This is a genomic window from Lacticaseibacillus daqingensis, from assembly GCF_003946115.1.
Classification (GTDB): domain Bacteria; phylum Bacillota; class Bacilli; order Lactobacillales; family Lactobacillaceae; genus Lacticaseibacillus; species Lacticaseibacillus daqingensis.
This window is the reverse complement of sequence record NZ_RHOH01000004.1, coordinates 27,302-53,625: the sequence shown is the minus strand read 5'-3', so window position 1 is coordinate 53,625 and position 26,324 is coordinate 27,302. Positions and strand designations below refer to the sequence as shown.

The 26,324-nt window shown below is 59.6% G+C and carries 24 protein-coding genes; 22 read left to right on the top strand and 2 right to left on the bottom strand.

Annotation, left to right across the window (positions count from 1 at the left end):
- Positions 1–100: 100 nt before the first annotated feature.
- Entirely contained in the window at positions 101–1,480 is a 1,380-nt protein-coding gene (locus EKM88_RS06410; protein WP_125704351.1) for an APC family permease, read from the bottom strand.
- A gap of 34 nt (positions 1,481–1,514) precedes the next feature.
- Entirely contained in the window at positions 1,515–2,168 is a 654-nt protein-coding gene (locus EKM88_RS06405; protein WP_125704349.1) for a lysophospholipid acyltransferase family protein, read from the bottom strand.
- A 126-nt stretch (positions 2,169–2,294) separates the two neighbouring features.
- Between EKM88_RS06405 and EKM88_RS06400 the strand changes: the two genes are divergently transcribed.
- From EKM88_RS06400 to hemW, 22 genes are all read left to right on the top strand, one after another.
- Positions 2,295–3,026: a tRNA1(Val) (adenine(37)-N6)-methyltransferase gene (locus EKM88_RS06400; protein WP_125704347.1), complete on the top strand. Its 732-nt coding sequence runs from the start codon at positions 2,295–2,297 to the stop codon at positions 3,024–3,026.
- Positions 3,019–3,291, top strand: a complete 273-nt coding sequence (locus EKM88_RS06395; RefSeq protein WP_125704344.1) for a GIY-YIG nuclease family protein — start codon at positions 3,019–3,021, stop codon at positions 3,289–3,291. Before EKM88_RS06400 ends, EKM88_RS06395 begins: the two co-directional genes overlap by 8 nt.
- A 316-nt stretch (positions 3,292–3,607) precedes the next feature.
- On the top strand, positions 3,608–4,390 hold the full coding sequence (gene rpsB, locus EKM88_RS06390; protein ID WP_125704342.1) for a 30S ribosomal protein S2: 783 nt from the start codon (positions 3,608–3,610) through the stop codon (positions 4,388–4,390).
- Positions 4,391–4,527: 137 nt separating this feature from the next.
- Entirely contained in the window at positions 4,528–5,400 is an 873-nt protein-coding gene (tsf, locus tag EKM88_RS06385; RefSeq protein WP_125704340.1) for a translation elongation factor Ts, read from the top strand.
- 75 nt (positions 5,401–5,475) lie between these two features.
- Entirely contained in the window at positions 5,476–6,195 is a 720-nt protein-coding gene (locus tag EKM88_RS06380) for a GNAT family N-acetyltransferase (RefSeq protein ID WP_125704338.1), read from the top strand.
- 94 nt (positions 6,196–6,289) lie between these two features.
- Positions 6,290–7,006 carry a UMP kinase gene (pyrH, locus tag EKM88_RS06375; RefSeq protein ID WP_125704336.1) on the top strand — a complete coding sequence of 239 codons (717 nt, stop codon included), beginning with the start codon at positions 6,290–6,292 and terminating at the stop codon, positions 7,004–7,006.
- Between the two features lie 2 nt (positions 7,007–7,008).
- Positions 7,009–7,566 (top strand): ribosome recycling factor, encoded by a 558-nt coding sequence (gene frr, locus EKM88_RS06370; RefSeq protein WP_125704334.1) that lies wholly within the window; start codon positions 7,009–7,011, stop codon positions 7,564–7,566.
- A gap of 179 nt (positions 7,567–7,745) precedes the next feature.
- Positions 7,746–8,495, top strand: coding sequence for an isoprenyl transferase (locus EKM88_RS06365; protein WP_125704332.1), 750 nt, complete (start codon positions 7,746–7,748; stop codon positions 8,493–8,495).
- A 17-nt stretch (positions 8,496–8,512) separates the two neighbouring features.
- Positions 8,513–9,301 (top strand): phosphatidate cytidylyltransferase, encoded by a 789-nt coding sequence (locus tag EKM88_RS06360; protein WP_125704330.1) that lies wholly within the window; start codon positions 8,513–8,515, stop codon positions 9,299–9,301.
- Between the two features lie 19 nt (positions 9,302–9,320).
- The gene (rseP, locus tag EKM88_RS06355) at positions 9,321–10,562 is read left to right on the top strand and encodes an RIP metalloprotease RseP (RefSeq protein WP_125704328.1); all 1,242 of its coding nucleotides are present in this window, start codon (positions 9,321–9,323) and stop codon (positions 10,560–10,562) included.
- 34 nt (positions 10,563–10,596) lie between these two features.
- Entirely contained in the window at positions 10,597–12,306 is a 1,710-nt protein-coding gene (locus EKM88_RS06350; RefSeq protein WP_125704326.1) for a proline--tRNA ligase, read from the top strand.
- Positions 12,307–12,436: 130 nt separating this feature from the next.
- Positions 12,437–16,777 carry a PolC-type DNA polymerase III gene (locus EKM88_RS06345; RefSeq protein WP_125704324.1) on the top strand — a complete coding sequence of 1,447 codons (4,341 nt, stop codon included), beginning with the start codon at positions 12,437–12,439 and terminating at the stop codon, positions 16,775–16,777.
- Positions 16,778–16,955: 178 nt separating this feature from the next.
- Positions 16,956–17,429: a ribosome maturation factor RimP gene (gene rimP, locus EKM88_RS06340; protein WP_125704322.1), complete on the top strand. Its 474-nt coding sequence runs from the start codon at positions 16,956–16,958 to the stop codon at positions 17,427–17,429.
- A 47-nt stretch (positions 17,430–17,476) separates the two neighbouring features.
- Positions 17,477–18,628, top strand: coding sequence for a transcription termination factor NusA (gene nusA / locus EKM88_RS06335; RefSeq protein ID WP_125704320.1), 1,152 nt, complete (start codon positions 17,477–17,479; stop codon positions 18,626–18,628).
- Between the two features lie 11 nt (positions 18,629–18,639).
- On the top strand, positions 18,640–18,939 hold the full coding sequence (rnpM, locus tag EKM88_RS06330) for an RNase P modulator RnpM (protein ID WP_125704318.1): 300 nt from the start codon (positions 18,640–18,642) through the stop codon (positions 18,937–18,939).
- Complete coding sequence (locus EKM88_RS06325; protein ID WP_125704316.1) at positions 18,936–19,235, top strand: L7Ae/L30e/S12e/Gadd45 family ribosomal protein; 300 nt, start codon at positions 18,936–18,938, stop codon at positions 19,233–19,235. The genes rnpM and EKM88_RS06325 overlap by 4 nt, the downstream gene beginning before the upstream one ends.
- A 22-nt stretch (positions 19,236–19,257) precedes the next feature.
- Positions 19,258–22,032, top strand: coding sequence for a translation initiation factor IF-2 (infB, locus tag EKM88_RS06320; RefSeq protein ID WP_125704314.1), 2,775 nt, complete (start codon positions 19,258–19,260; stop codon positions 22,030–22,032).
- Positions 22,033–22,057: 25 nt separating this feature from the next.
- Positions 22,058–22,405 (top strand): 30S ribosome-binding factor RbfA, encoded by a 348-nt coding sequence (gene rbfA / locus EKM88_RS06315; protein WP_125704312.1) that lies wholly within the window; start codon positions 22,058–22,060, stop codon positions 22,403–22,405.
- Between the two features lie 227 nt (positions 22,406–22,632).
- Entirely contained in the window at positions 22,633–23,307 is a 675-nt protein-coding gene (locus EKM88_RS06310) for a TerC family protein (protein WP_404819964.1), read from the top strand.
- Positions 23,307–24,221 (top strand): tRNA pseudouridine(55) synthase TruB, encoded by a 915-nt coding sequence (gene truB, locus EKM88_RS06305; protein WP_125704310.1) that lies wholly within the window; start codon positions 23,307–23,309, stop codon positions 24,219–24,221. The genes EKM88_RS06310 and truB overlap by 1 nt, the downstream gene beginning before the upstream one ends.
- Before the next feature lies 1 nt (position 24,222).
- Positions 24,223–25,170 carry a riboflavin biosynthesis protein RibF gene (gene ribF, locus EKM88_RS06300; RefSeq protein ID WP_125704308.1) on the top strand — a complete coding sequence of 316 codons (948 nt, stop codon included), beginning with the start codon at positions 24,223–24,225 and terminating at the stop codon, positions 25,168–25,170.
- Positions 25,170–26,315: a radical SAM family heme chaperone HemW gene (gene hemW / locus EKM88_RS06295; RefSeq protein WP_125704306.1), complete on the top strand. Its 1,146-nt coding sequence runs from the start codon at positions 25,170–25,172 to the stop codon at positions 26,313–26,315. The genes ribF and hemW overlap by 1 nt, the downstream gene beginning before the upstream one ends.
- Positions 26,316–26,324 lie beyond the last annotated feature (9 nt).

Genomic DNA, 26,324 nt, shown 5'->3' with positions numbered 1-26,324 from the left:
TTATAGGAGGCCATGCTTATACGGCTCGGCGGCGCTTTTGGTGTCTGGAATAGTCGTGGTTCATTCTTGGGCCGTTAATGAAGTCTCAGCCGCTAGGGCACTAGTCTTGGGGCTGGTGCCGGAAGCCGTAAGCGAAGTAGACGCACATGCCCAGCGCGAACCACACGCCGCTCATCAGCCAGGTTTCCCGACTCAGCTGGCTCATCAGCAGCAAGCAGAAGAGAAATGAGAGGATCGGGACCACTGGGTAACCTGGGACTTTGAAGCCGGGGTTGGCGATCTGCGCGTGACGCCGCAGGGGGATGATGCCGAGGCTGACAAAGGCGAAGGCGATCAGGGTCCCGATGTTGACGAGGTTGACCAGCTGGGTGAGCGGTACGAGGCCGCCCATGATGGCGATGATCAGCGTCACGGTCCACAGCGCGTTCAGCGGCAGCTGATGCACCACCTTGCCGAACCACTTTGGCAAAAGCCCGTCGCGACCGATCGCGTAAACCAGGCGGCTGGAGGAGTAGATCATGGTGACCATCATCGTGAACATGCCGGCTAAGGCCCCGATGGCGATGATACCGCCGAGCTGCGGCTGGTGAATGGCGGCTAGCGCAAAGCTGACCGGATCGGCCACGTCAAGCCGGGTGTAGGAGACGATGCCGGTCAAGACGACGGCGACGGCGACGTACAGCACGGTGGCGATGACCAGCGTGCCGATGATGCCGCGTGGCAGTGTCTTCTGCGGATTTTTCACTTCCGGGGCGGACGCGGACACGGCGTCAAAGCCGAGGTAGGCAAAAAAGACGAGCGATGCGCCGGCCAGCACGCCCTTGGCGCCGAATGGGAGGTAAGGCTGCCAATTGAGGGGCCGAATGTAAAACGCCCCAACGATGACGAACAGGGCGATGATGGCGAGCTTGACCACCACCATGGCGCGGTTGACTTTCATCGAGGTGGTCATGCCTCGCGACAGCATGAAGCCGATGATCAAGACGACCAAGACGGCCACGAGGTTCAAGTAAGTGCCATGCGGCGGGTCAAAGGCCCCGGACAGCGCCTGGGGTAGCTGAAGGCCGAAGCCGGACAGCAGGGAGGCGAAGTACGCCGCAAAGCTGGTCGACACGGCGGCCACCGCCAGCATGTACTCGAGAATGAGTGCCCAGCCAATGATCCAGCCGAAGACCTGGCCGAACACGATGTTGCCGTACGCATACGCGGAGCCGGCCACAGGCAAGGCGGAGGCGAACTCCGCGTAGCACATTGCGGCAAGGCTGCAGACAACGGCGGCCAAGACAAAGGCCAGCGTGATCGCTGGCCCACTGGTCGTTGCGGCGACGGTGCCTGGTAAGATGAAGATCCCGGTGCCGATCACCGCGCCGATGCCCAGCGCGATCAAGTCGCGCGTGGTCAGGGTGCGGGCCAGCTGGTGATCGGCGTTGAGTGTCTTAGCCAGGTCGGGTTTGGCCGTCAAACGGTGCCAAAAAGTCATGAGTGAATGTCCTCTTATCTAATTCTGTCGTGAGTTACTTGAGCTTGCCCTGCTGCTTTTCCGCCTCGTATTTGGTCGTGTCCGGGACGTAAGCAAAGTTGGGGTCGATGGCTTGGTCGATGGCGTCAAACGCCGCCTGCATCTGGTCGCCCAACGCTTTGGTCGCGTCCTCGGTCAACCGGCCACTGGGTACGGTGATCGGGGTGCCGAAGCGGACGGTGACGCGTTTGCGCAAAAACAGCTGAGAGAACTTGACCGGCCCTTGGTACACGGCGGGCACGATCGGGACCTTGGCGAGCTTGGCAATCAGCACTGCGCCGCCCTTGAGCTCGTTGGAGTACCGCGTGCCGGACGGGAAGATGATGATGGACAGCTTGCCTTGCTTGAGCAGCTTGACCGGCGTTTTGATGGCGCTTGGGCCAGGGTTGGCGCGGTTGACGCCAAACGCGTTGGCGTGCACCAGGATCCAGCGGAGCACCGGGTTTTTGAACAGCTCCTCTTTGGCCATGAAGCCGAACTGGCGCGGGGCACCGGCCAAGGCGAAGAAGATCGGGTCCCACCAGGTGCGGTGTGGACCGACCAGCACGTAAGGCCCGTCAGGGAGCGCTTCGCGGTTTTCGTAATGGGTGTTCCCGTTGATGAGGAACACGAGCACGCGGGCCACCCCGCGGATGAATGTAAAGAACATGGCGTCTTCCTTCTTTATAAAATATCTCGTAGAATTATACCATTGAAACCGGCATCGACCAACTGTAACCCGCCGAACACGTGAAACATGATATGATGGGAAGCAGTGAAAAAGGGGGACCACCACATGGAATTACGCGCGGATGAGCGCATCGACCACCTGCAAGGCGCGGGGGTCCAGATCATTCAAAGCCCAGACGTATTCGCGTTCTCGCTGGACGCGGTGCTGCTAGCAGACTTCGCTCAAGTCGGGCCTAAGAGTCGGGTGGTCGACCTGGCTGCAGGGAACGGCGCGGTCGGCCTATTCGTGGCACCGCGCACGACGGGTCAAGTGACGCTGATCGAGTTGCAACCACGGCTGGCCGACATGGCCCAGCGCAGCGTGGTGCTGAATCAGATGGCCCATGTGGACGTGCACACGCTGGACTTGGCGCAGGCCACCACGGTGGTGCCGAAGGACAGTGTGGATGTCGTGACCTGCAACCCGCCGTACTTCAAAGTCAGCGCGCAAAGCGTGAAGAGCCCCAACGCCCACCTGGCGCTGGCTCGCCACGAGCTGACCACGGATTTTGCGACCGTGTGCGCGACCACTGCTGCGTTGCTCAGGTATCAGGGCAAGGCCTTCTTCGTCCACCGGCCGGACCGTCTGCAGGAGCTTTTGAGCACCATGGCTGCGGCGAAGCTGGCCCCCAAGCGACTGCGCTTCATTCACCCGAAAGCTGACCGAGAGGCGAACATGGTCCTGATCGAAGGCATTCGCTCTGGCAAGCCTGATGGGATTCGCATCCTGCCGCCGCTGACCGTGTACAGCGCAGACGGCCAGTACAGTGAGGAGGTCGCACGACTGCTTTATGGCTAAACCCTACTATTTTTATGTGCTACTGTGTGCGGATGGCACCTTTTACGGCGGGTTCACCGATGATGTCGGCCAGCGCGTGGCCACCCATAACGCCGGCAAGGGCGCGAAGTACACCGCCGCCCGCCGCCCGGTGCGGCTGCTTTTTGCCGAGGCCTTTGCCGAAAAACATGATGCACTGTCGGCCGAGTGGCACTTCAAACACCAATCGCGCGCGGCCAAGGAGGCCTTCCTGCGCGCGCATGACGTGGACTGGCGGCAGGGCTAAATCCCTGGGGGCCGGGCCTGACCGTGAAACCCGCGCAGCAGCGTGACCCAATGTGCCGTGCCCCACGCTGAAGGGCGTGCGGCACTGAACGCCATCCGCCGGAGTCGGCAGTGGCATTGGCTGGATCGGCGGCCGGGCATTGTCACTCAACCTGAGTCAAGGAAAAATGCTTGTCAATTCGTGCGCGTGTCGGTATAATTGACCAAGTGTGAAAACACAACTCACATTCCGGTGTGATCGCGGGCGCGGTGCTGCTGTGCAGTCTGCTTGCGAGGTGAGCCCCGGAAGAGGAAAAAACCATATTGGAGGACTACACATGTCTGTATTGAGCATGAAGCAGTTGCTTGAAGCCGGTGTCCACTTTGGTCACCAAACCCGTCGTTGGAACCCTAAGATGAAGCCATTCATCTTCACGGAACGCAACGGGATCTACATCATCGACCTGCAAAAGACCGTTAAGATGGTCGACGACGCCTACAACTTCGTCAAGGACGAAGCCCAAGACGGCGGCGTGTTCCTGTTCGTCGGCACGAAGAAGCAGGCCCAAGACGCGATTGCTGAAGAAGCGACCCGCGCCGGCCAGTTCTACGTGAACCACCGTTGGCTCGGTGGCACGCTGACCAACTGGAACACCATCCAGACCCGGATCAAGCGTCTGAAGGACATCAAGAAGATGGCCGAAGATGGCACGTTCGACAAGCTGCCGAAGAAGGAAGTTGCCCTGCTCAAGAAGCAGCAGGAAAAGCTGACCAAGTTCCTCGGCGGGATCGAAGACATGCCACGCATCCCAGACGTGCTGTTCATCGTTGACCCACGCAAGGAAAAGATTGCCGTTCAGGAAGCGCAAAAGCTGAACATTCCGATCGTTGCGATGGTCGACACGAACACCGACCCAGATGACATCGACGTGATCATCCCATCTAACGATGACGCGATCCGTGCGGTTCGTCTGATCACGGCCAAGATGGCTGATGCGATCGTTGAAGGCAACCAGGGCGAAGACCAAGGCGAAGACCAGCAGGTTGCTGGCGACGCCAAAGTTGACTCCATCGAAGACATCGTTGAAGCCGTTGAAGGCGACAACCAGGATGCCGAATAATACGCTATAAAATGGCCGCCGATCGTTTCGCATACTGTTGCAAGACAATCGGCGGCTATTCTTGTGAAAATCATTGCGCATTTTGCGCGAGTTCGGTTTAATTAAAGTACGAGACTAACCACACAGGAGGAACAACAATGGCTATTACTGCTGCACAAGTGAAGGAATTACGCGACCGCACTCAGGTCGGCATGATGGACGCGAAGAAGGCTTTGGTTGCCGCTGACGGCGACATGGACAAGGCCATCGACGTGCTGCGCGAAAAAGGGCTGGCCAAGGCGGCTAAGAAGGCGGGCAACGTGGCTGCTGAAGGTCTGGCTGCCATCACCATCGACGGCAACACCGCGGCGATCATCGAAGTGAACTCCGAAACCGACTACGTGGCGGCCAACGACAAGTTCAAGGACTACGTGAAGCAGGTTGGGGCGGCAGTTGCGGCCAACAAGCCAGCTGACCAAGACGCTGCTTTGGCCTTGGACCTGAACGGCCAGACCATCGACGAAGCCGCCAAGGCGCTGACCGCCGTGATCGGTGAAAAGATCAGCTTCCGCCGCTTCCAGCTCGTTGAAAAGACGGATGCCGACCACTTTGGCGCCTACCTGCACAACGGCGGCCAGATCGCTGCTTTGGTCACGGTTGAAGGCGCGGACGAAGAGGCCGCACGTGACATCGCGATGCACGTGGCTGCGATCAACCCGAAGTTCTTGAGCCGCGACGATGTGCCGGCTGCGGACCTCGAACACGAAAAGGCGGTCTTCACCGAAGAGACCCTCAACGAAGGCAAGCCGGAGAAGATCGTCCCACGCATCGTTGAAGGCCGCGTCAACAAGTGGCTCTCCGAGATCTCTTTGGTCGATCAGGAATTCGTCAAGGACTCCGACATGACCGTGGCAGAATTTGCCAAGAGCAAGAACGGTGCCGTCAAGGGCTTCGTGCGGTTTGAAGTCGGCGAAGGGATCGAAAAGAAGCAAGATAACTTCGTTGACGAAGTGATGGGTCAGATCAAGTAATGACTCGCTAAAAGCGTGCTGCGGCACGCTTTTTTGATACGTGCCGCAGTTAAACGAGCGGCAGAGGAGAACCAAATGGCAGACCTAACGCAACAATTCGCTTTGGACTTCAACGCGCCACAGGACTGGTTTGTGCACCCCAAGCAAAATCGCTTCATCACAGCGCCGCCGCAAGCGGGCAGTCGCTGGTGGGCCCAGGGGGCGGTGGACATCGTCGCCTATGCCGGCCAGCTCTTCGTCCGCGCCAGCAACAGCGCAGTGACACAGGCGCTAGCCGACCACTTTGCACACACCGATGCCGCTTGGTTTGCGGAGCAGGCGACCCAGCGCACCTTGGCGGCATGCCTGCACCCGTTTGGCTTGACGCTGAGCCTGGCCGGCCCGTTTTGGGTGCCGCGCGGGCCGCTGAAGGCGCCGACGTTGGCCGGCGTGCGTTGGCTGACCCGAACCGAGCAGGCGCGAGCCAACGTCCCGCTGGCGTTTGCTGACGACGACACTGCGCGACTGGGGGTGGGGCTGTACCGCGATGGTCAGCTGCAAACGGCCTGTGGTGCCAGCCAAAACGGCCGCGACACGTGGGAGTTTGGCGTGGCCCACCAGACGGCTGCGGCCGCGGGGCACGGTGGCGCAGCGGCACTTGTGCAGCTGCTGGCGGCGCGGATCCAGGCGGATGAGCCGCAGATCACACCGGTGTACGGCACCCAGTTCTCCCATGTGCTATCGCTCAATGTGGCCGTGCGGGCAGGGTTTAAGCTGGGCTGGTGCGAGTGGGTGGCAACGAAGGCACTTGACTGAGCGCGGAACTTCACTGTCCGAGCGTATTCCAACTCGTTTAGCCGTTCGGATTATGGTAAACTGTTATCAGCAATTAACGGAAGGAAACGTGAACATGGTCAAATACAAGCGAATCGTACTCAAAGTCAGCGGGGAGGCCCTCGCCGGCGAAGAAGGCTTTGGCATCAAGCCGCCGGTCATCAAGAAGATTGCTGAGCAGATCAAGACGGTCCACGACATGGGCGTGCAGATCGCCATTGTCTGCGGCGGCGGCAATATCTGGCGTGGGGAAACCGGGGCCGAGATGGGCATGGAGCGCGCGCAGGCGGACTACATGGGCATGCTGGCCACGGTCATGAACGGCCTTGCGCTGCAGGATAACCTTGAAAGCCTGGGCGTGCCGACGCGCGTGCAGACCTCCATCGAGATGCGGCAGATCGCTGAACCGTACATCCGCCGCAAAGCCGTCCGTCACCTTGAAAAAGGACGCGTTGTGATTTTTGCCGGGGGCACCGGGAATCCGTACTTCAGCACGGATACGACCAGTGCGCTGCGGGCGGCGGAAATCAACGCCGATGTCATCCTGATGGCCAAAAACGGGGTTGACGGCGTGTACTCTGCGGATCCGAACAAGGACAAGACCGCGGTCAAGTTCACCGAGCTCAGCCACTTGGACATCATCAACAAAGGCCTGCACGTGATGGACTCCACCGCAAGCACGCTGTCCATGGATAACGATATTCCGTTAGTCGTATTTAATTTGAATGAACCAGACAACATCAAGCGGGTCGTTGAAGGTGAACACATCGGGACGACCATTAAGGGGAAATAGTCATGGCAAACGCGACGATTGAAGCAGCAAAGACGCAGATGGGCAAGTCCGAAGAGGCCTTGGCCCGCGAACTCGGCAACATTCGCGCCGGCCGCGCGAACGCAAGCCTGTTGAACCGCATTGAGGTGGAATATTACGGCGCCCCAACGCCGCTCAACCAGATGGCCGCGATCACCATTCCGGAACCACGCGTTCTGATGATCACGCCTTACGACAAAACGGCGCTCAAGAACATTGAAGCCGCGCTGAACATGTCGGACCTCGGCATCAACCCGGCCAACGATGGCAACGCGATCCGCCTGGTGATCCCGCAACTGACCGGGGAACGCCGGCAGGAGATCGCCAAGGAAGTCGGCAAGTACGCCGAGGAGGCGAAGATCGCGGTGCGCAACATTCGCCGCGACGCGCTCGACAAGCTCAAGAAGCAGGAAAAGGCGTCCGAGATCACCGAAGACGACCTGCACCGCGCGGAAAAAGACGTGCAGAAGATCACCGATGACGCGACCAAGCGCATCGACGCCATCGCTGCGGACAAAGAAAAAGAAATCAAGGAAGGCTGATCACGCCTCACCGATAAGGGACGCCGTGTGCGTCTCTTTTTGTGTTCGCAAAGGATTCGTTAAGAACGCGGTGCTGACCCGCTGGCCACTGGCGCCTTGTGTTGTTGCAAGGGGCAAGGTTTGATACAATCGTCTAGAATGAGTTTGGTGCGCCCTACGCGCCGCAAGGAGGAACCTGCGTGTTCACGGATAAAGAAGTCACGCCGCAATTGGACCCCGCGCGCATCCCCGCGCATGTCGCCATCATTATGGACGGGAACGGCCGGTGGGCGAAGAAGCGCTTTTTGCCTCGCATCGCCGGGCACAAGCAGGGGATGGAGAACGTTAAGACCATCACCAAGGCGGCCAGTCGCATGGGTATCAAGGCGCTCACGCTGTACGCCTTTTCCACCGAGAACTGGAAGCGACCGGACTCCGAGGTCAACTACCTCATGAGCCTGCCGGTCGATTTTTTCGGCGTGTTCATGCCGGAGCTGATCGCGGAGAATGTGCGGGTGCAGGTGATGGGCGAGCTTGAGGCGCTGCCGGCCAAAACGCGGCAGGCGGCGCAGGCCGCGATGGCCGACACCGCTAAGAATACAGGAATGATCCTGAACTTCGCGCTGAATTACGGGGGCCGCGATGAGTTGCGGTTGGCGACTCAGGCGATTGCGCGTGCCGTGCAGGCGGGGACGTTGGACCCTGCGGCCATCAGCGATGACACGATTGCCGCGCACCTGATGACAGCCCCGCTTGGTCCGCTGGCCGATCCGGATCTGCTGATTCGCACCAGCGGGGAGGAGCGCATCTCGAACTTCCTGCTGTGGCAGCTGGCGTACAGCGAGATGGTGTTCACGCCAGTGCTGTGGCCGGACTTTACCCCGGCTGTCTTAACGGCCGCCATTGCTCAATATCAAAGCCGCGACCGCCGCTTCGGCGGGTTGCACTAGTTTTTGAGGAGGATTCTATGAAACAACGTGTCATTACCGCAGTGGTGGCGCTGGCCATCTTCATCCCGATTCTGTACCTGGGTGGCGTGTGGCTCGAGGTCGCCGCGGCACTGCTGGCGGTCGTTGCCATGTCCGAAATTTTTATCATGCGCAAGCGCATTATCATGTCGGTGGACTTTTTGATCGCAAGTCTCGGCGTTTTGATCGTGACACTGCCGGACCGCCTGTTCGACTGGCTGCCCCACTTCATCACGCGCTTAGACCTGATCTACGTTGTGGTGGTGCTGCTTTTATTACATACCGTGGCCAGCAAGAACAAGACAACGTATGATGATGTCGGCATCGCGACCCTGTCGCTGTTTTACATCGGCACCGGCTTCCACAACCTGATCACCGTTCGCAATGATGCGGGGCTCGACACGCTGATGTTCGCGCTGTTGGTCGTGTGGCTGACGGACTCGGGCGCGTACATTATGGGCCGTGCGTTTGGGCGGCACAAGCTGTGGCCAGCCATCAGCCCCAACAAGACCTGGGAAGGGTCGCTGGGCGGCAACCTCTGGGCACTGGTGTTTGCCGCCATCTACCTGCAGTTTTTCCCGCAGTTCTACGGCTTTTGGCCGATGATGGGCATCGCCTTGGTGCTGAGCATTGTGGGATCGCTAGGGGATCTTGTCGAATCCGCCCTGAAGCGCTACTACGGCGTGAAGGATTCCGGCAAAATCCTGCCGGGTCACGGTGGCATCCTGGATCGCTTTGACAGCCTGCTGTTGGTCCTGCCAATGCTTCACCTGTTTGGTATCGTCTGAATCCTAAGGAGGGCAACCTATGACGACAATCATTGCGTTTTTGATCGTCTTCGTCATCTTGGTGCTGGTGCATGAGTTCGGTCACTTCATCTTCGCCAAGTGGGCCGGGATCTTGGTGCGGGAATTTTCCATCGGCATGGGACCAAAGCTTGTGGCCTGGCGGCGTAACCACACCACGTACACGCTGCGCCTGCTACCCCTGGGCGGTTACGTCCGCATGGCGGGCTGGCAGGATGAGGACACCGAGATCAAGCCCGGGACGATGCTGAGTGTTGAGACGAACGCAGCCAATGTGGTCACGCGCATCAACTTGAGCAACAAAACAACGCTGCAAGGGGGCATTCCCGTCCAGGTCAGTGCAATTGACCTCGTGCACGCGCTCACCCTTGAGGGTTACGCGAATGGCAATGAGGACGAGCTGTTGACCTGGCACGTGGACCATGATGCCACCGTGATCGAAGGCGACGGCACCGAGGTGGTGATCGCGCCGGTTGACGTGCAGTTTCAAAGCGCGCCGGTGTGGAAGCGCCTGTTGGTCAACTTCGCCGGGCCGATGAACAACTTCATCTTGGCGATCCTCGTGTTCTTCGCGTTTGCCCTGACCAATGGCGTCGCCAACCTGAACACGAACCAAATCGGGCAGGTGCAGGCGAACTCGCCGGCGGCTAAAGCCGGCTTGAAAGCGGACGCGACCATTCAGTCCGTCAACGGCGAAGCGATTCGCAAGTTCACCGACCTCAACCCGATCGTCAGCCAAAACAAAGGCAAGGCGATGACGGTGGTGGCCAAGCAGGCCGGCCAAACGGCCACGCTGACCATCACGCCCAGCCAAAAAGGGCTGATCGGGGTGACCCCTGCCGTGGACCGGTCGCTGGGCACCGCTGTGCAGTACGGCTTCTCGACTTCGTGGTACATCGCCAGCCAGATTTTCCATGTGCTGCGCCAGATGATCACCGGGCAGTTCTCTCTGAACAAACTTGCCGGGCCGGTGGGTATCTACACGATGACCAGTCAGGCGGCGGCCGGCGGCTTCGGCACGCTTGTGATGTTCTTGGGGATGCTCAGTATCAACCTTGGCATCATGAACCTGATCCCGATCCCCGTTTTGGACGGCGGTAAAATTCTTTTGAACCTGATCGAGATGATCCGGCGCAAGCCGCTGTCGCAGGACAAGGAAGGCCTGGTCACCCTGATCGGCGCCGGGCTGATGTTCGCGCTTTTGATCGCCGTCACCATCAACGACATTATGCGGGCGTTTTGACCCGCGATCCCTAACAACGCTTTGGAGGCAAATTGTGAAACAATCACGTCTATTCATTCCCACGCTTAAAGAAGTCCCAAGTAGCGCCGAGGCTAAGTCGCACCAGATGATGTTGCGCTCTGGCTTCATTCGCCAGATCTCCGCCGGGGTCTACGCCTACCTGCCGCTGGCTTACCGGGTGCTGCAAAACATCGAAGCCATCATCGACGACGAGATGCAAAAAATCGACGCCGTGAAGATGCAGATGCCGGCCATCCTGCCGGCTGAGCTGTGGCAGCAGTCCGGGCGCTATGAGACCTATGGCCCGAACCTGTTCAAGTTCAAGGACCGCCACGAGCGCGATTTCATCCTCGGACCGACGCACGAGGAAACCTTCACGGACATGGTGAAAAACCAGCTGAACTCCTACAAGAAGATGCCGCTGGTGCTGTACCAAATTCAAACCAAGTTCCGTGACGAAGACCGGCCGCGTTACGGCTTGCTGCGCGGGCGTGAGTTCATCATGCTGGATGACTACTCCTTCACGGCCAACGAGGAGGATCTCGACGTCATCTACAAGCAGATGGAAAAGGCCTACACCAACATCTTTAACCGCCTGGGTCTCGATTTTCGCGTGATCATCGGGGACGGTGGGGCGATGGGCGGTAAGGACTCTAAGGAGTTCTCCGCCATCGCGCCGATCGGGGAGGACACGATCGTCTACTCCGATGCCTCCGATTACGCGGCCAACCTCGAAATGGCCACCAGCCTGACCGTGCCGCAGCCGTCTCACGAAGACGCCGCGGCCCTGACAACGGTCGACACGGGTGACGCCAAGACCATCGACGAGGTGACGGCTGCCCTTGACGTGCCAGCCACCCAGCTGATCAAGGCCGTCCTCTTTATCGCCGATGAACAGCCGGTGCTCGCACTGGTGCGCGGCGACTACGAGGTCAACGATGTGAAGCTGAAGAACCTGCTCGGCGCCGACTTCCTGGACCTGGCAACGCCGGAGCAGGTACAAGCCGCCATGCACGCCGAGATCGGCAACATCGGCCCCGTTGGCGCGGCCGCGCCGGTGCGGGTGATCGCGGATAACAGCCTGAAGGGCCTGGTCAACCTCGTGGCCGGTGCTAACGCGGCCGGTCAACACTACTTGAACGTGAACCTCGACCGCGACTTCACCCCGGAACAGTTCGCTGACATTCGTTTCGTCACGGAAGGCGAGCTGTCACCGGACGGGGAAGGCGTGCTGAAGTTCACCCGCGGGATCGAAATCGGCCACATCTTCAAGCTGGGCACGCGCTACACCGAAGCGATGGGCGCCACCTTCCTTGATGAGAACGGCCGCAGCCAGCCGATCATCATGGGCTCTTACGGCATCGGGGTGTCCCGACTGCTGTCCGCCATTGCGGAGCAAACGTTGGACGACAACGGCATGGTTTGGCCCAAGACCATCGCGCCTTACGATGTGCATGTGGTGCCGGTGAACCTGAAGAAGGCCGAGCAGCAGACGCTGACCGCCACCATCGAAAAGGATCTGACCGCTGCTGGGTTCAGCGTGTTGGTCGACGACCGCAACGAGCGGCCCGGCGTCAAGTTCGCCGACGCCGACTTGATCGGCTTGCCGGTTCGCGTCACGGTCGGCAAGAAGGCCACCGATGGCATCGTTGAGCTGAAGCTACGCAAAACTGGCGAGACGCTTGAAGTCAAAGCCGAAGAGCTCGCCAGTTCACTCAAAATTTTGCTGGATCAACTGAACTAAGAAGATCTTAAAGCCAGTCCATCCGCATGCGGGTGGATTTTTTGGTTCCAGCCCCACTGGCGGCCCCCGCTTGCCGAACCGGCAGGCGTGGGTTACGATTGGGCTATGACAAATTAAGGGAGTGTGCGTTTTGGCGTTATCCAAACAAGCCATGTTCGCCAAGCTTTGCGAGCAGATCCAATTACCACCAGACATTGCGAACTACCCGGGCTTTGCCACCGCCGAAGTGGAAGCCGTGGTGATCCACAGCAAAAGCGCGCGCTACGAGTTCACCATCGGCACGGCAGACATTCTGCCATACGCGGTGTTCACGCAGCTGGAGGCGCACCTCACCGCGGCCTTCAAGGGCATTGCGACCACCGCGTTGCGCATCAAGGCCACGCAGCCGGAGATCACACAAGACCTGCTGGCCGCGTACTGGCCGTATGTGTGTGCCCATGCCGCCATCACGTCTGGCATCGTGCAGGAGCAGTGCGCCAAACAGACGCCCCAGCTGACCGATGGCCGGGTGACGCTGACGGCGGAAAACGAGCCGGTGCGCGAGTTCCTTGTGAACCAGGGGCTGGGCAAGCTGGAGGAAACTTACCAGCAGCTTGGCTTCGGTGGGCTACGCCTCAACGCCATCGTGGACAGCCGTGAAACTGAGGCGAAGATGGCGGCCTTTCAGGCGCAAAAAGCGCAGGAAGCGGCCGCACTCGCCAAGCGCGCAGCCACCGTGGTGCAGGCCCGCGAGCAGCAGGCGGCCAGCGACCCGAACGCCGCCAGCGGCCCAGTCCAGCTCGGGCGCGGCCTGAAGAAAGACGACACGCCAGCGCAGATGATCACCATCACGCAGGAAGAACGGTCCGTCTTGATCGAAGGCTACGTGTTTGACGTCGAGGTTCGCCAGCTGCGCTCCAAGCGCTCGCTGCTGATGCTGAAGGTGACCGATTACACGTCCAGTTTTCTGGTCAAAAAATTCAGCAACGGTCCCGAGGATGAGGCGGCGTTCGGCCGTATCGAACAGGGCATGTGGCTGCGCATTCGCGGTTCCGTCCAAGAGGATAACTACTCGCGCGAGCTGACGGTCAACGCGCAGGATGTGCAGGAAGTCAAACACGCCGCCCCTAAAGATGAGGTGGTCGGTGACAAGCGCATTGAGCTACACCTACACACGAACATGAGCACGATGGATGGCATGACCAGCATTAGCAGCTACGTGAAGCGGGCCAAGAGCTGGGGGCACACTGCCATTGCGGTCACCGACCATGCCGGGCTGCAGGCGTTCCCGGAAGCGCACACCGCGGCTGGCAAGGCCGAGATGAAAATGATCTACGGCGTCGAGGTCAACCTGGTGGACGACGGCACGCCGGTGGCCTACAACGCGGATGCCCCGCGTGACTTGGCCAGCGATACCTACGTCGTGTTTGACATTGAAACCACCGGGCTCTCTGCCGTGTACGATAAGATCATCGAACTGGCCGCCGTGAAGATGCAGGACGGCAAGGTGATCGGGGAATTCGAGGAGCTGATCGACCCGGGGTTTGCGCTGTCCGAAACCACCATCAACCTGACCCACATCACCGACGACATGGTGCGCGGCTCGAAGTCCGAAACCGAGGTGCTGCACCTGTTTCGGGATTTCTGTGCCGACGCGATCATGTGCGGGCACAATGTGACCTTTGACGTCGGGTTCCTGAACGCGGCCTACCAGCGCCTGAATGAGGCTAAGATTCAAAACCCGGTCATTGACACGCTGGAACTATCACGGATGCTGCACCCGGAGCGCAAGAACCACAAGCTCGACACCCTAACTAAGGCGTACAAAATTTCGCTGGAGCACCATCACCGGGCCAACGCCGATGCGGAGGCCACCGGCTATCTGATGTATGCGCTGGAGAAAGAGGCCGCCACCAAGTACCAAATGACGCGCCTTGACCAGCTGAACGACCGTATCGGCAGCGGGGACGCCTGGAAGCAGAGCCGCCCGACCCACGCGGTGATTTTGGCTAAGACTCAGGCCGGGCTGAAGAACCTGTTCAAGCTCGTGTCGATGAGCAACGTTGAGACCTACTACCGGATGCCGCGCGTGCCACGCAGTCGCCTGCAGAAGCTGCGCGACGGGCTGGTGGTGGGCTCGGGCTGTGCCAGCGGGGAAGTCTTTACCGCGATGATGCAAAAGGGCTACGCCGAGGCTGCCGAAAAGGCCGCGTTTTACGATTACCTGGAAGTGCAGCCGATGGCCAACTACCTGCCGCTACGTGAAGCCGAGCTGATTCAAGGAGAGGCGCACCTTAAGGACATCATTCAAAAAATCATTCAGATCGGCACCGAGCAGAACAAGCCGGTGGTGGCCACCGGGGATGCGCATTACCTTGACAAAACCGATGCGATCTACCGCAAGATCCTGATCCACAGCCAAGGGGGCGCCAACCCGCTGAACCGCCACAGCCTGCCGGATGTGCACTTCCGCTCGACGCAGGAGATGCTGGCCGACTTCGACTGGCTGGGTGCGGATCTCGCGCACCAGGTGGTGGTGGCCAACACCCACACCGTAGCCGACTGGATCGACGGTGACATCACGCCGGTCAAGACCAAGCTGTACACGCCGGAGATCCCCGGGGTGGAAGAGAATCTGACCCACGATGTGATGACACAGGCCCACAAGCTGTACGGGGACCCGCTGCCGGAAATCGTGGCCAAGCGGCTCGACAAGGAAATGAAGAGCATCATCGGCAACGGGTTCTCCGTGATCTACAACATCGCCCAGCAGCTGGTGCTGAAGTCCAACAAGGACGGCTACCTGGTTGGCTCGCGGGGGTCGGTCGGCTCCAGCCTGGCCGCCACGATGTCCGGTATCACGGAGATCAATCCGTTGCCGCCGCACTACCGCTGCCCGCAGTGTCAGCACGCTGAGTTCTTCACGAAGGGGGAGTACGGGTCCGGCTTTGACCTGCCCGATAAGGCGTGCCCGGACTGCGGCACCGACATGGCCAAGGACGGCCAGGACATTCCGTTTGAAACCTTCCTGGGCTTCCACGGCGACAAGGTCCCCGATATCGATCTGAACTTCTCGGGGGACTACCAGCCCGTAGCGCATAACTACATCAAGGTGCTGTTCGGGGAGGATCATGCCTTTCGCGCCGGCACCATCGGCACCGTGGCGGACAAAACAGCCTACGGTTACGTCAAGGCCTACGAGCGCGACACCGGCCAAATGATCCGCGACGCCGAAATCGATCGGTTGGCCAAGGGCGCGACCGGGGTCAAGCGCACCACCGGGCAACACCCCGCGGGGATCCTGATCGTGCCGGCCGACAAGGACATCTATGACTTTTCGCCGATTCAGTACCCGGCCGATGATCAAAACGCGGCGTGGATGACCACTCACTTTGATTTCCACTCCATTCACGACAATATCCTGAAGATGGATGTGCTGGGGCATGATGATCCGACCATGATCCGCATGCTGCAAGACCTGTCAGGCATCGACCCAAAGAGCATTCCGATGGACGACCCCGGTGTAATGTCGCTGTTTTCTAGCCCCGACATCCTCGGGGTGACCCCTGAGCAGATCAACTCCAAAACCGGGACGCTGGGCGTGCCGGAGTTCGGGACGCGGTTTGTGCGGGGGATGCTGGAGGAGACGCACCCGGCGAAGTTCTCTGAGCTGCTGCAGATCTCTGGGCTCTCACACGGTACGGATGTGTGGCTGGGCAACGCCGAGGAGCTGATCTCGCAAGGCGTCGTCACTATCAAGGAAGTGATCGGCTGTCGTGATAACATCATGATGGACTTGATTCACTGGGGGATGGACGAGTCCATGGCCTTCAACATCATGGAGCACGTGCGTAAGGGGCGCGGGATCCCCGACGATTGGCAGCAGGCCATGCGCGACAACGAGAACGTTCCGGACTGGTACATCGACTCCTGCCTGAAGATCAAGTACATGTTCCCCAAAGCCCACGCGGCCGCGTATGACCTGATGGGCCTGCGCATCGCTTGGTTCAAGGTCTACCTGCCGCTGGTGTACTACGCCGCGTACTTCTCCGTGCGCGCCGAAGACTTCGACCTCGTGGCGATGAGCCACGGCAAGGACGCAGTGAAGGCCGCGATGAAGGCCATCACGGACCAAGGTAACGATGCCTCGGCCAAGGAAAAGAGTCTGCTGACGATTCTGGAAATCGCCAACGAATGCCTGGAACGTGGGTTCAAGATCAAGATGGTCGACATCGAGCACTCCGATTCCCACGACTTCACCATCGTCGACGACCACACGCTGCTCGCGCCGTTCCGTGCGGTGCCTGGATTGGGCGATAACGTGGCCAAGCAGATCATCTCCGCGCGTGAGGAGCGGCCATTCCTCTCCAAGGAAGACCTCGCCACCCGTGGGAAAGTGTCCAAGACCCTGATCGATTACATGACCGAAAACCACGTGCTGGACACACTGCCGGACGAGAACCAGCTATCCCTGTTTGACAGTATGTTCTAAGCGCAACAAAAAGTGCGCCGATAGTTGCGTGATGGTTGAATTTGTGCTAGATTATTAGTAGTAAATAAATCGGTGGAAGGGAGTGAGCAGAAATGCTCACTCTTTTTATTGGAACCCACAGATTGAAAGCTGTCATCACTTCGTCTCCAACACGGGAGGCATTAAAGGGGGGAATGGTTTGAGTACGGTTGTCGACACAGTCAAAACGATTGTTGATCCGATCCTGGAAACGCACCACTTCGAGCTCGCCGATATCGAGTTCGTCAAGGAGGGCGGCAGCTGGTATCTACGCGTCTACATCGATAAGCCCGGGGGCATCACGCTGAATGAGTGTGTGCTGGTCAGCGAGGCCTTATCCGAAAAGCTGGACGCGATGTCACCAGATCCGATCCCGCAGGCCTACTTCTTGGAAGTCTCCAGTCCGGGGGCGGAGCGGCCGCTGAAGAATCAGCGTGACTTTGAAAACGCGCTGGGCGAGTATATTCACATCTCGCTGTTCAAAAAGCAGGCCGGTCAGAAGGTCTTCGAAGGCTTTCTCAAAGCCCTTGACGCCGACACCCTGACGCTTGAGGTCAAGGACAAGGCGCGGCGCAAAACATTGACATTCGAGCGCGCAGGCATTGCGAACGCACGCCTTGCGATCGAGTTCTAAGCGAAATCTGGACCCGCGAAGGCGGGCGTTGAAAAGGAAGGAACAACATGTCAAAGGAAATGATCGAAGCCCTCGATGCGCTTGAGCAGGAGAAGGGCGTCAAGAAAGAAATCGTCATCGACGCGCTTGAAGCGGCGCTGGTGTCTGCGTACAAGCGCAACTACAACCAGGCCCAAAACGTGGAAGTGACCTTTGACCCAAAGAAGGGCGATATCACGGTCTACGCGGTCAAGGAAGTGACCGAGCAGGTCTTCGACTCCCGCCTGGAAGTCAGCTTAGAAGATGCGCTGGCGCTGAACCGCGCCTATGAGGTCGGCGACGAGATCCGCTTTGAGGTGACCCCGCGTAACTTCGGGCGCATCGCCGCGCAAACCGCGAAGCAGGTGATCATGCAGCGCGTGCGCGAAGCTGAACGCAGCATCATCTTCGACGAGTACTCCCAGTACGAAAACGAGATCATGACCGGCCAGGTGGAACGGCGCGATAACAAGTTTATCTACGTCAACCTGGGTAAGATCGAGGCCGTGTTGGGCAAGCAAGACCAGATGCCCAACGAGCACTACGAGGCCCACGACCGCATCAAGGTCTTCGTGTCCAAAGTCGAAAACACCAGCAAGGGCCCACAAGTCTTCGTTTCGCGCACCAACCCCGGCTTGGTGAAGCGCCTGTTTGAACAGGAAGTGCCGGAAATTTTCCAAGGCGTCGTTGAAATCGCGGGAATTGCTCGTGAAGCCGGCGATCGCACGAAAATCGCGGTGCGCTCGACCAACCCGTCCGTTGACCCCGTTGGCACCACCGTCGGGCCTAAAGGCGCCCGGGTGCAGGCCGTGGTCAACGAGCTGTCCGGTGAAAACATGGACGTGGTGCAGTGGGAAGAGGATCCGGTGGACTACATCGCCAACGCCCTGAACCCGGCCCAAGTCATCGCCGTGCAGTTCAACGATAAAGACAACGACCGCTCGTGCACGGTGATCGTGCCGGACTACCAGTTGTCTTTGGCCATCGGGAAAAAAGGCCAAAACGCGCGGCTGGCCGCTAAGCTGACCGGCTACAAGATCGACATCAAGCCGGAATCCGAAGTCGAGTTCGTCGATGACGAAGAGCTTGAAGAGGCGGATGAGGCCGTTTTGGCCACAGAAGTCGAGACGACCGCCGCCCCAGAGGCTGACGCTGCGCCAACTCGCAGCGACGCTGAATAGGAGGCACGCACATGAAGCAGCGGAAGATCCCGATGCGCAAGGACCTGCTGTCGGGGGAAATGTTCCCCAAAAAGCAGCTGGTGCGTATCGTGCGCAACGCCGATGGTACGGTCGCCATTGATCCAACCGGCAAGGCCGCGGGCCGAGGGGCCTATGTGGCGCTTGACCCGGCCGCAATTACGGTCGCCAAGAAGAAGCATCTGATCGACAAGGCGTTTTCGCTCAGTGTCGAGCCGAGCTTTTATGATGAGTTGTTCGCCTATGTGGATCACCAAAAGGCGCGCCAAGAATTGTTCGGCGAAACCAAATGACCAAAGAGCAGGCGTTAAACCTACTGGGCCTGGCGCAGCGCGCACGCCGTCTCACCACGGGGGAAACCTTCGTCTTGGGCGCGATTCGCGACAGCAGCGCCAAACTGGTGCTCGTCGCCAGCGATGCCAGTGCCAACACCAAGAAGAAATTTACCGATAAAAGTAGCTTTTACGAGATTCCACTTGTAGACAGTCTGACAACCATGGAGTTGTCTCACGCGATCGGCGCCAAGCGGAGTCTGATCGCGGTCTGCGATATCGGCTTTGCAAAAAAGCTATTAAAGCTGCTCACCTAAGATTAAGAGGGAGCGTGAAGAAATGGGCAAAAAACGAGTCTATGAATTTGCCAAGGAAGTCAACGTCACGAGTAAAGTGGTCATCGATGCCGCAGCCAAGCAGGGAATCAGCTTCAAGTCCCACATGGCCACCATTGAACCCGCGCAAGAGGCCAGCCTGCGAAGTGCGCTGAGTGCTAAGCCGGCGGCCAGCCAACCGGCAGCCAAGCCAGCCCCAAAGGCGGAAGCGCCGAAGCCGGCCGCGGCAGTCACCAAACCTGCGGCTCAGCCAACGGAGACCCCAAAGCCGACCGCTCAGCCAGCGGCTAGCGCGCAGGCGACTGAAAAGCCTGCCCCAGGCACGCACCACACCGTTCAAAAAACGGCGGACGGCAAGACTAAGATCTCGAAGTCTGCGATTCGTCGGCCGAAGAACACCCAGCCAGCCCGTGGCGGTCGGTTCAATAACCAGAATCAAACCCAAGGCCAAGGGAACCGCGGCGGCCAGAGCCAAGGCCAAAGCCAAGGCGGCAACCGCAACAACGGCGGGGCCAACAATAACCGGAACAATCAGGGCCAGCGAGATAACCGCGGTGGCCAGCAGCGCTCAGGCAACCAGCCACAAGGTCGCCGGGATAACCGCAACGATCGCTTCCAGGCCAGTGGGGCGCCGAGCCCACGGCCGCGCGCAGGCCGTGCCACACAGGCGAACTCGAACCCGCGCCCGGTGGCAGGGAACGATGAGAAGTTCATCCAGCAGCTGAAGCAGTCGCAAAAGCGGCGCGAGGAGAAGCAACGCGAGCAACCAGCACCAAAGCCGGCCGCCGTTGCAAAACCGGTTCAGTCAACGCCGGCTCCGGTAGCGCCAGTCGCGGCCACACCAGCCAAGCCGACCGAAGCCCGCAAGCAAGAATTCACCCGGCCCCAGTTCCAGGGCCGGCAGCAAAATAACCAAAATAACCGTGGGAATGCCTTCAACAAGAAGCGTAACAAGAAGAACAAGCGTCGCGCTCAGGCTCAGCCAAAGAAGGAAATGCCACAACGTAAGGAGCGGCCATTGCCAGAAAAACTGATTTATACGGTCGGAATGAACGCCCAAGACTTGGGTAAGATTTTGCACCGCGAGCCAGCCGAGATCATCAAGAAGCTCTTCATGCTTGGCGTGATGGTGAACCAGAACCAGAGCCTGGACAAGGACGCGATCGAACTGATCGCGACGGATTATGGGATCGAGGCAGAAGAGAAGATCGAGCAAGACATCGCCGATATCGATACCTTGTTCGAAGCGGAAGCCACGAACACGGACGTGCAAGCGTCTCGGCCGCCGGTCGTCACGATCATGGGTCACGTTGACCACGGGAAGACGACGCTGTTGGATAAGCTGCGCCACACCCACGTGACCGAAGGCGAAGCCGGTGGGATCACGCAGCACATCGGGGCCTACCAGGTGCGCTTGAACGATCGGCTGATCACCTTCTTAGATACCCCAGGGCACGCGGCGTTCACCAACATGCGTGCGCGTGGGGCTGATATCACCGACATCATCGTGCTGGTCGTTGCGGCGGATGACGGCGTGATGCCACAGACGATCGAAGCGATCAACCACGCCAAGGCGGCGAACGCGCCGATTATCGTGGCGGTCAACAAGATCGATAAGCCAGGCGCCAACCCGAACCACGTCATGGAACAGCTCGCCGAGTACGGCCTGATCCCAGAAGACTGGGGTGGCGACACCATTTTCGTCCAGATCTCTGCGAAGTTCGGTAAGAACATCGACGAGTTGCTCGAAATGATCTTGCTGGAAGCTGATGTGCTGGAGCTCAAGGCGAACCCCGCGCAAAAGGCCATTGGGACCGTCATCGAAGCGAAACTGGACAAGGGCCGTGGCCCTGTGACCACCGTACTGGTTCAGCAGGGGACGCTGCATGTCGGCGATCCAGTCGTTGTCGGGAACACCTTCGGGCGCATCCGGGTGATGACCAACGACCGCGGCCGCCGCGTCAAGGAAGCCGTTCCGGCCATGCCGGTGGAAATCACCGGGCTCAACGATGTGCCACAGTCCGCCGACAAGTTCGTGGTCTTTGACGATGAGAAGTCTGCCCGCGCAGCCGGTGAAGAACGGGCCAAGCGCGCCTTGGATAAGGTGCGTCAGGAAACGCACCGCGTGACCTTGGACAACCTGTTTGAAACCATGAAGGAAGGCCAACTCAAGGAAGTCGATGTCATCATTAAAGGTGACGTGCAAGGCTCCGTTGAGGCGCTGGCCGGCTCCCTTCAAAAGATCGAAGTCGAAGGCGTCCGCGTGAACATCATTCACCAGGCGGTTGGCGCGATCAACGAATCCGATGTCACCTTGGCTTCGGCTTCCAACGCCATCATCATCGGCTTCAACGTTCGCCCGACCCCGCAGGCCAAGTTGCAGGCGGATCAGGAAGATGTTGACATTCGCTTGCACAGTGTCATTTACAAAGCGATCGGTGAAATCGAAGATGCTATGAAGGGCATGCTCGAACCGACCTTCGTTGAAAAGGTCACCGGTTCGCTGACCGTGCGCGAAACCATCAGCGTCTCCAAGATCGGGACGGTTGCTGGGGCGTTCGTCGACAACGGCTACATCACCCGTGATGCCGGCATCCGCCTGATCCGTGACGGCATCGTCGTTCACGAAGGCAAGCTGGGCTCCCTGCGTCGCTTCAAGGACGACGTGAAGAAGGTCAACCAAGGCTTTGAGCTGGGGCTGACCATCGAAAACTACAACGACATCAAGGTCGACGACCAGATCGAAGCCTACACCATGGAAGAAGTTCCGGTGAAGTAGCCGACTGGTTGCACAGGAGGTCACTATGAAACATCGTATCGGACGCGTAGAAACGCAGATCCAGCGCGAGATCGACGACATCCTGCTGAAGGACGTCAACGATCCCCGGGTCAAAGGCGTGACGATTACCGGCGTGCGCTTGACGGGCGACTTGCAAGAGGCCACGGTTTATTACAGTGTCTTGCAGGACGACGCGAAGCACGTGCAGGAGGTCCAAGCTGGGCTGGATAAGGCGCAAGGCCTGATCCGCCGTGAGGTTGGTCAGCGCATCAAACTGTTCAAGGTGCCAACGATTCAGTTCGTGCAGGACACCTCGGTGCAGTACGGGGCGCGGATCGACCAGCTCCTCAATGATATGAAACGCAAAGATTAAGCATCGGCGCGCAAAAAGAGGCTGTGGCACTTGTTGCAGCCTCTTTTTTTGCGTGGGCGAGATTGAACGGGCGGCGTTGGCGTGGTAGATTGAAAGAACTGCGGCCGTGGGGTGCAGGGCATTCGGTTAAACGGTATAATGGGCGAATAAGCGAGGTGTTCACGATTTCTGTTTTAGAAAAACTATACGTGCCTTTTTTTGAGGCCAGTAACTGGCACGCGGCGGTGATGACCACCGGTGGCTGGATGATCATTGCGACGCTGGCGGTGCTGGAGTGCCTGCTATCGGTCGACAATGCAGTGGTGCTTGCCGCGCAGACAAAGTCTTTGCCGACGGAGAAGCTGCAACACCACGCCTTGTTGTATGGGATGTGGGGGGCGTACCTGTTCCGGTTCATCGCCATCGGCCTGGGCGCTTATTTGATGCGCTTTTGGGGCATCAAAGCGCTTGGGGCCGTGTACCTGCTGTGGATGTCGTTGCACTACTTCTACGAACAGCGGCACCCTCAGGCCGCGGCCCAGCCCGAGGCACGCGCTAAGCACGTGCATTTTTGGCGCACAGTCTTGCAGATCGAGGCGCTTGACATTGTGTTCTCCGTGGACTCGATCCTGGCGGCGCTGGCGGTGGATTCGAATCCGGTGATCGTGCTGATCGGGGGGTGCCTTGGGATTTTGGCGATGCGGTTCGTGGCACAGGTGATCACCAACTTTATCACAAAGGTGCCAGAGCTTGAGACGATGGCCTACGTGCTGATCGGCGTCATCGCCTTTAAGCTCGCCGGGAGTCTCCCGATGATCGGGCTGGAGCTGCCCAACTGGCTGTTCAGCCTGATCGTGGTCGCTGCGTTTGGCGTGACCTGGCTCGTGCATGAGAGGCGAACGACGAAGCGGAGGACGAACTGATGGACGGCATTTTACCCGTATACAAGCCGGTGGGCATGACCAGCGCAGACGTGGTCAGCAAGCTGCGCTACTTGTTGCGCATGAAAAAAATCGGCCACTCTGGCACGCTGGATCCCAGTGTCGACGGGGTGCTGCCGATCGCGTTGGGCGCGGCCACCAAGGCTGTGCCAGCGTTGATGGACCTGGGCAAGGTGTACACCGGTGAAGTGACGGTCGGCTTCGCGACCGAAACCGAGGACCTCGATGGGGCTGAGGTGGAACGGGTGTCGCTGCCGGCGCCGTTCACCCCCGCCGCCATTGATGCGGCGATGGCCACGCTGACCGGCACCATCACGCAGATCCCGCCGATGTACTCGGCAGTGAAGGTCAACGGGCGCCGGCTCTACGACTATGCGCGGCACGGGGAAACCGTTGAACGGCCCAAGCGCACCGCCACCATCTACGCCTTTGCGCGGACCGCAGAACCGGTTTTTGACGCCGTCACGGGCACGCAGCGGGTGCGCTTCATGGCCCGAGTGTCCAAGGGCACGTACATTCGCACCTTGGCGGTCGACCTCGGCCGCGCGCTGGGTGTGCCAGCGGTGATGAGTCAACTGACGCGGACGCAAAGCGGCGGGTTTACCCTGGCTCAGACGCTGGATCTGCGTGACCTCGACCGTGAGACGGCGCCGGCGGCGGTGGCCGCGGTGCTGCGCCCGATCGAGACGGTCTTTGAGGACGTGCCCCAGCACGCCTTGACGCCGGCAGAGTGGGCGATGGTGCAAGACGGCCGCGCGTTGACCTTGCCACTGAGCGCGCCGCGGGTGCTGTTGATGCACGCAGACGTGCTCAAGGCTGTGTACGAGCAGGCCGGCCCAGTGTATCGGCCAGCCATCATGTTTTTAGCGAATACGGGATCAGAAATAGGGGATTGAGATGCAAGTAATTGATGTTGTGCCACCATTAGACCAGACATTGCGGCCAACGCAGCCGGTGGTGCTCGCGCTGGGTTTTTTTGACGGGGTGCACCGCGGGCACCAAGCGGTGATCCAGCGGGCCCGGGCGGCCGCCGATGCGCGCGGCTTGCAGCTGGCGGTCATGACGTTTGATGTGCATCCGGCCGTGATCTACCAGCACGTGCCGGCGGATTCGGTCAAGTACCTGTCGACGCGGCAACGCAAGGTGGCCCTGATGGCGCAAAACCAGGTGGACGTGCTGTACGTGCTGCACTTCACGCCGGAATTTGCCGCCTTGGCGCCGCAGGCCTTCGTGGATCAGTACCTTGTGGGACTCAACGCGGCGGTGGTGGTGGCGGGCTTTGATTACACCTACGGTAAGCGGGCCGTTGCCAACATGACGACGCTCCCCGACTATGCGCAGGGGCGGTTCGAGGTCCTCACGGTGCCGGCGGCGATGATCGATGGGGCGAAGATCTCCTCGACCACCATTCGCGCCGCACTTGATACCGGCGATATCGCCACCGCCAACCAGCTGCTTGGGTACGCCTACGAGACGACGGGGACTGTGGTTCACGGGGAGGCCCGGGGGCGCACGCTGGGCTATCCGACCGCCAACATCGCCACGCCGACCGCGGAGCGGTTGCCGGGCATCGGGATCTACACAGTGCTAATGCAGGTGAATGGGGCATGGGTGCCGGGGATGGCCTCAGTCGGCCGCAATGTCACGTTTGGGGCGGGGCGGCCGGTCACGCTTGAGATCAACCTGTTTGATTTTCATGCGGACATCTACGGCCAGCCAGTGGTGGTGCGCTGGCTGCACTACCTCCGCGGCGAGGTGCAGTTCACCGGCGCCGCGGGCTTGGTGGCCCAGCTTGCGCAGGATGAGGCCGCCTCACGGGCCTACTTGAAGGAGTTGAGGGACTGATGGCCGGCGCCTACATCCACATCCCGTTTTGTGCGCACATCTGTTATTACTGCGACTTCAACAAGGTGTTCATCGAGGGCCAGCCGGTGGACGACTACCTCGACATGCTGATTCGCGAGATGCACCTGGTGATGGCGAGCCACCCCAACGAGTCGATCGAGACGGTGTACGTTGGGGGCGGTACGCCCACCGCATTGTCGCCAGTGCAGCTGGAAAAGCTGATCGTGGCGATCCGGCGCGAGTTACATTTTGAGCACGGGGAGTTCACCTTCGAGGCCAACCCCAACGACTTGCTGACGCGAGACAAATTGCAGGTGATGAAGGATAACGGTGTGACACGCCTGTCGATCGGGGTGCAGTCCTTCGATGATGCAATCCTCAAGCGCATCGGCCGCACGCACCAGGCAGCCGATGTTTACACGGCCATTGCCAATGCGCGCGCGGTGGGGCTGGACAACCTGTCCATCGACCTGATCTTCCGTTTGCCGGGCCAAAGCCGCGACAACTTTTTACACAGCTTGCGCCACGCGCTTGAACTGGACCTGCCGCATTACTCGACCTATTCGCTGATCCTGGAGAAGAAGACCATTTTCTACAACCTGATGCGCAAGGGGCGCTTGCAGCTACCGAATCAGGACGTTGAGGCGGACATGTATCAGGATGCGATCGACCTGATGGCGGTCAACGGGCGAGCGCAGTATGAGATCGCTAACTTCGCCAAGCCCGGGTTTGAGTGCCAGCACAACTTGCTGTACTGGCGTAACGACAAGTACTTCGGTTTCGGGGCGGGGGCGTTCGGGTATGTGGGGCGCGACCGGTACCATAACTTCGGCCCGATTCAGCAGTACCTGGCACCGCTACACGACCACAAGGTGCCTGTGATCGAGCATCACCTGGTGCCACTGGAAGAGCAGATCGAAGAGGAGTTATTCCTGGGTCTGCGCACCCGCGCCGGCGTCAGCCGTGCGCGCTTTGCCGCGCGGTACCACCTCAGCATTGAGGATGTGTACGGCGCATTGATCCAATCCCTCAAGGACCAGCGTCTGATGGTCGAGCGTGACGACCATTTGATCCTGACGAACCAAGGGATGTTTCTGGGCAACGAGGTGTTCCAGCAGTTTTTGCTGGAGGACCCGCTCATCTGAATTGAAGGG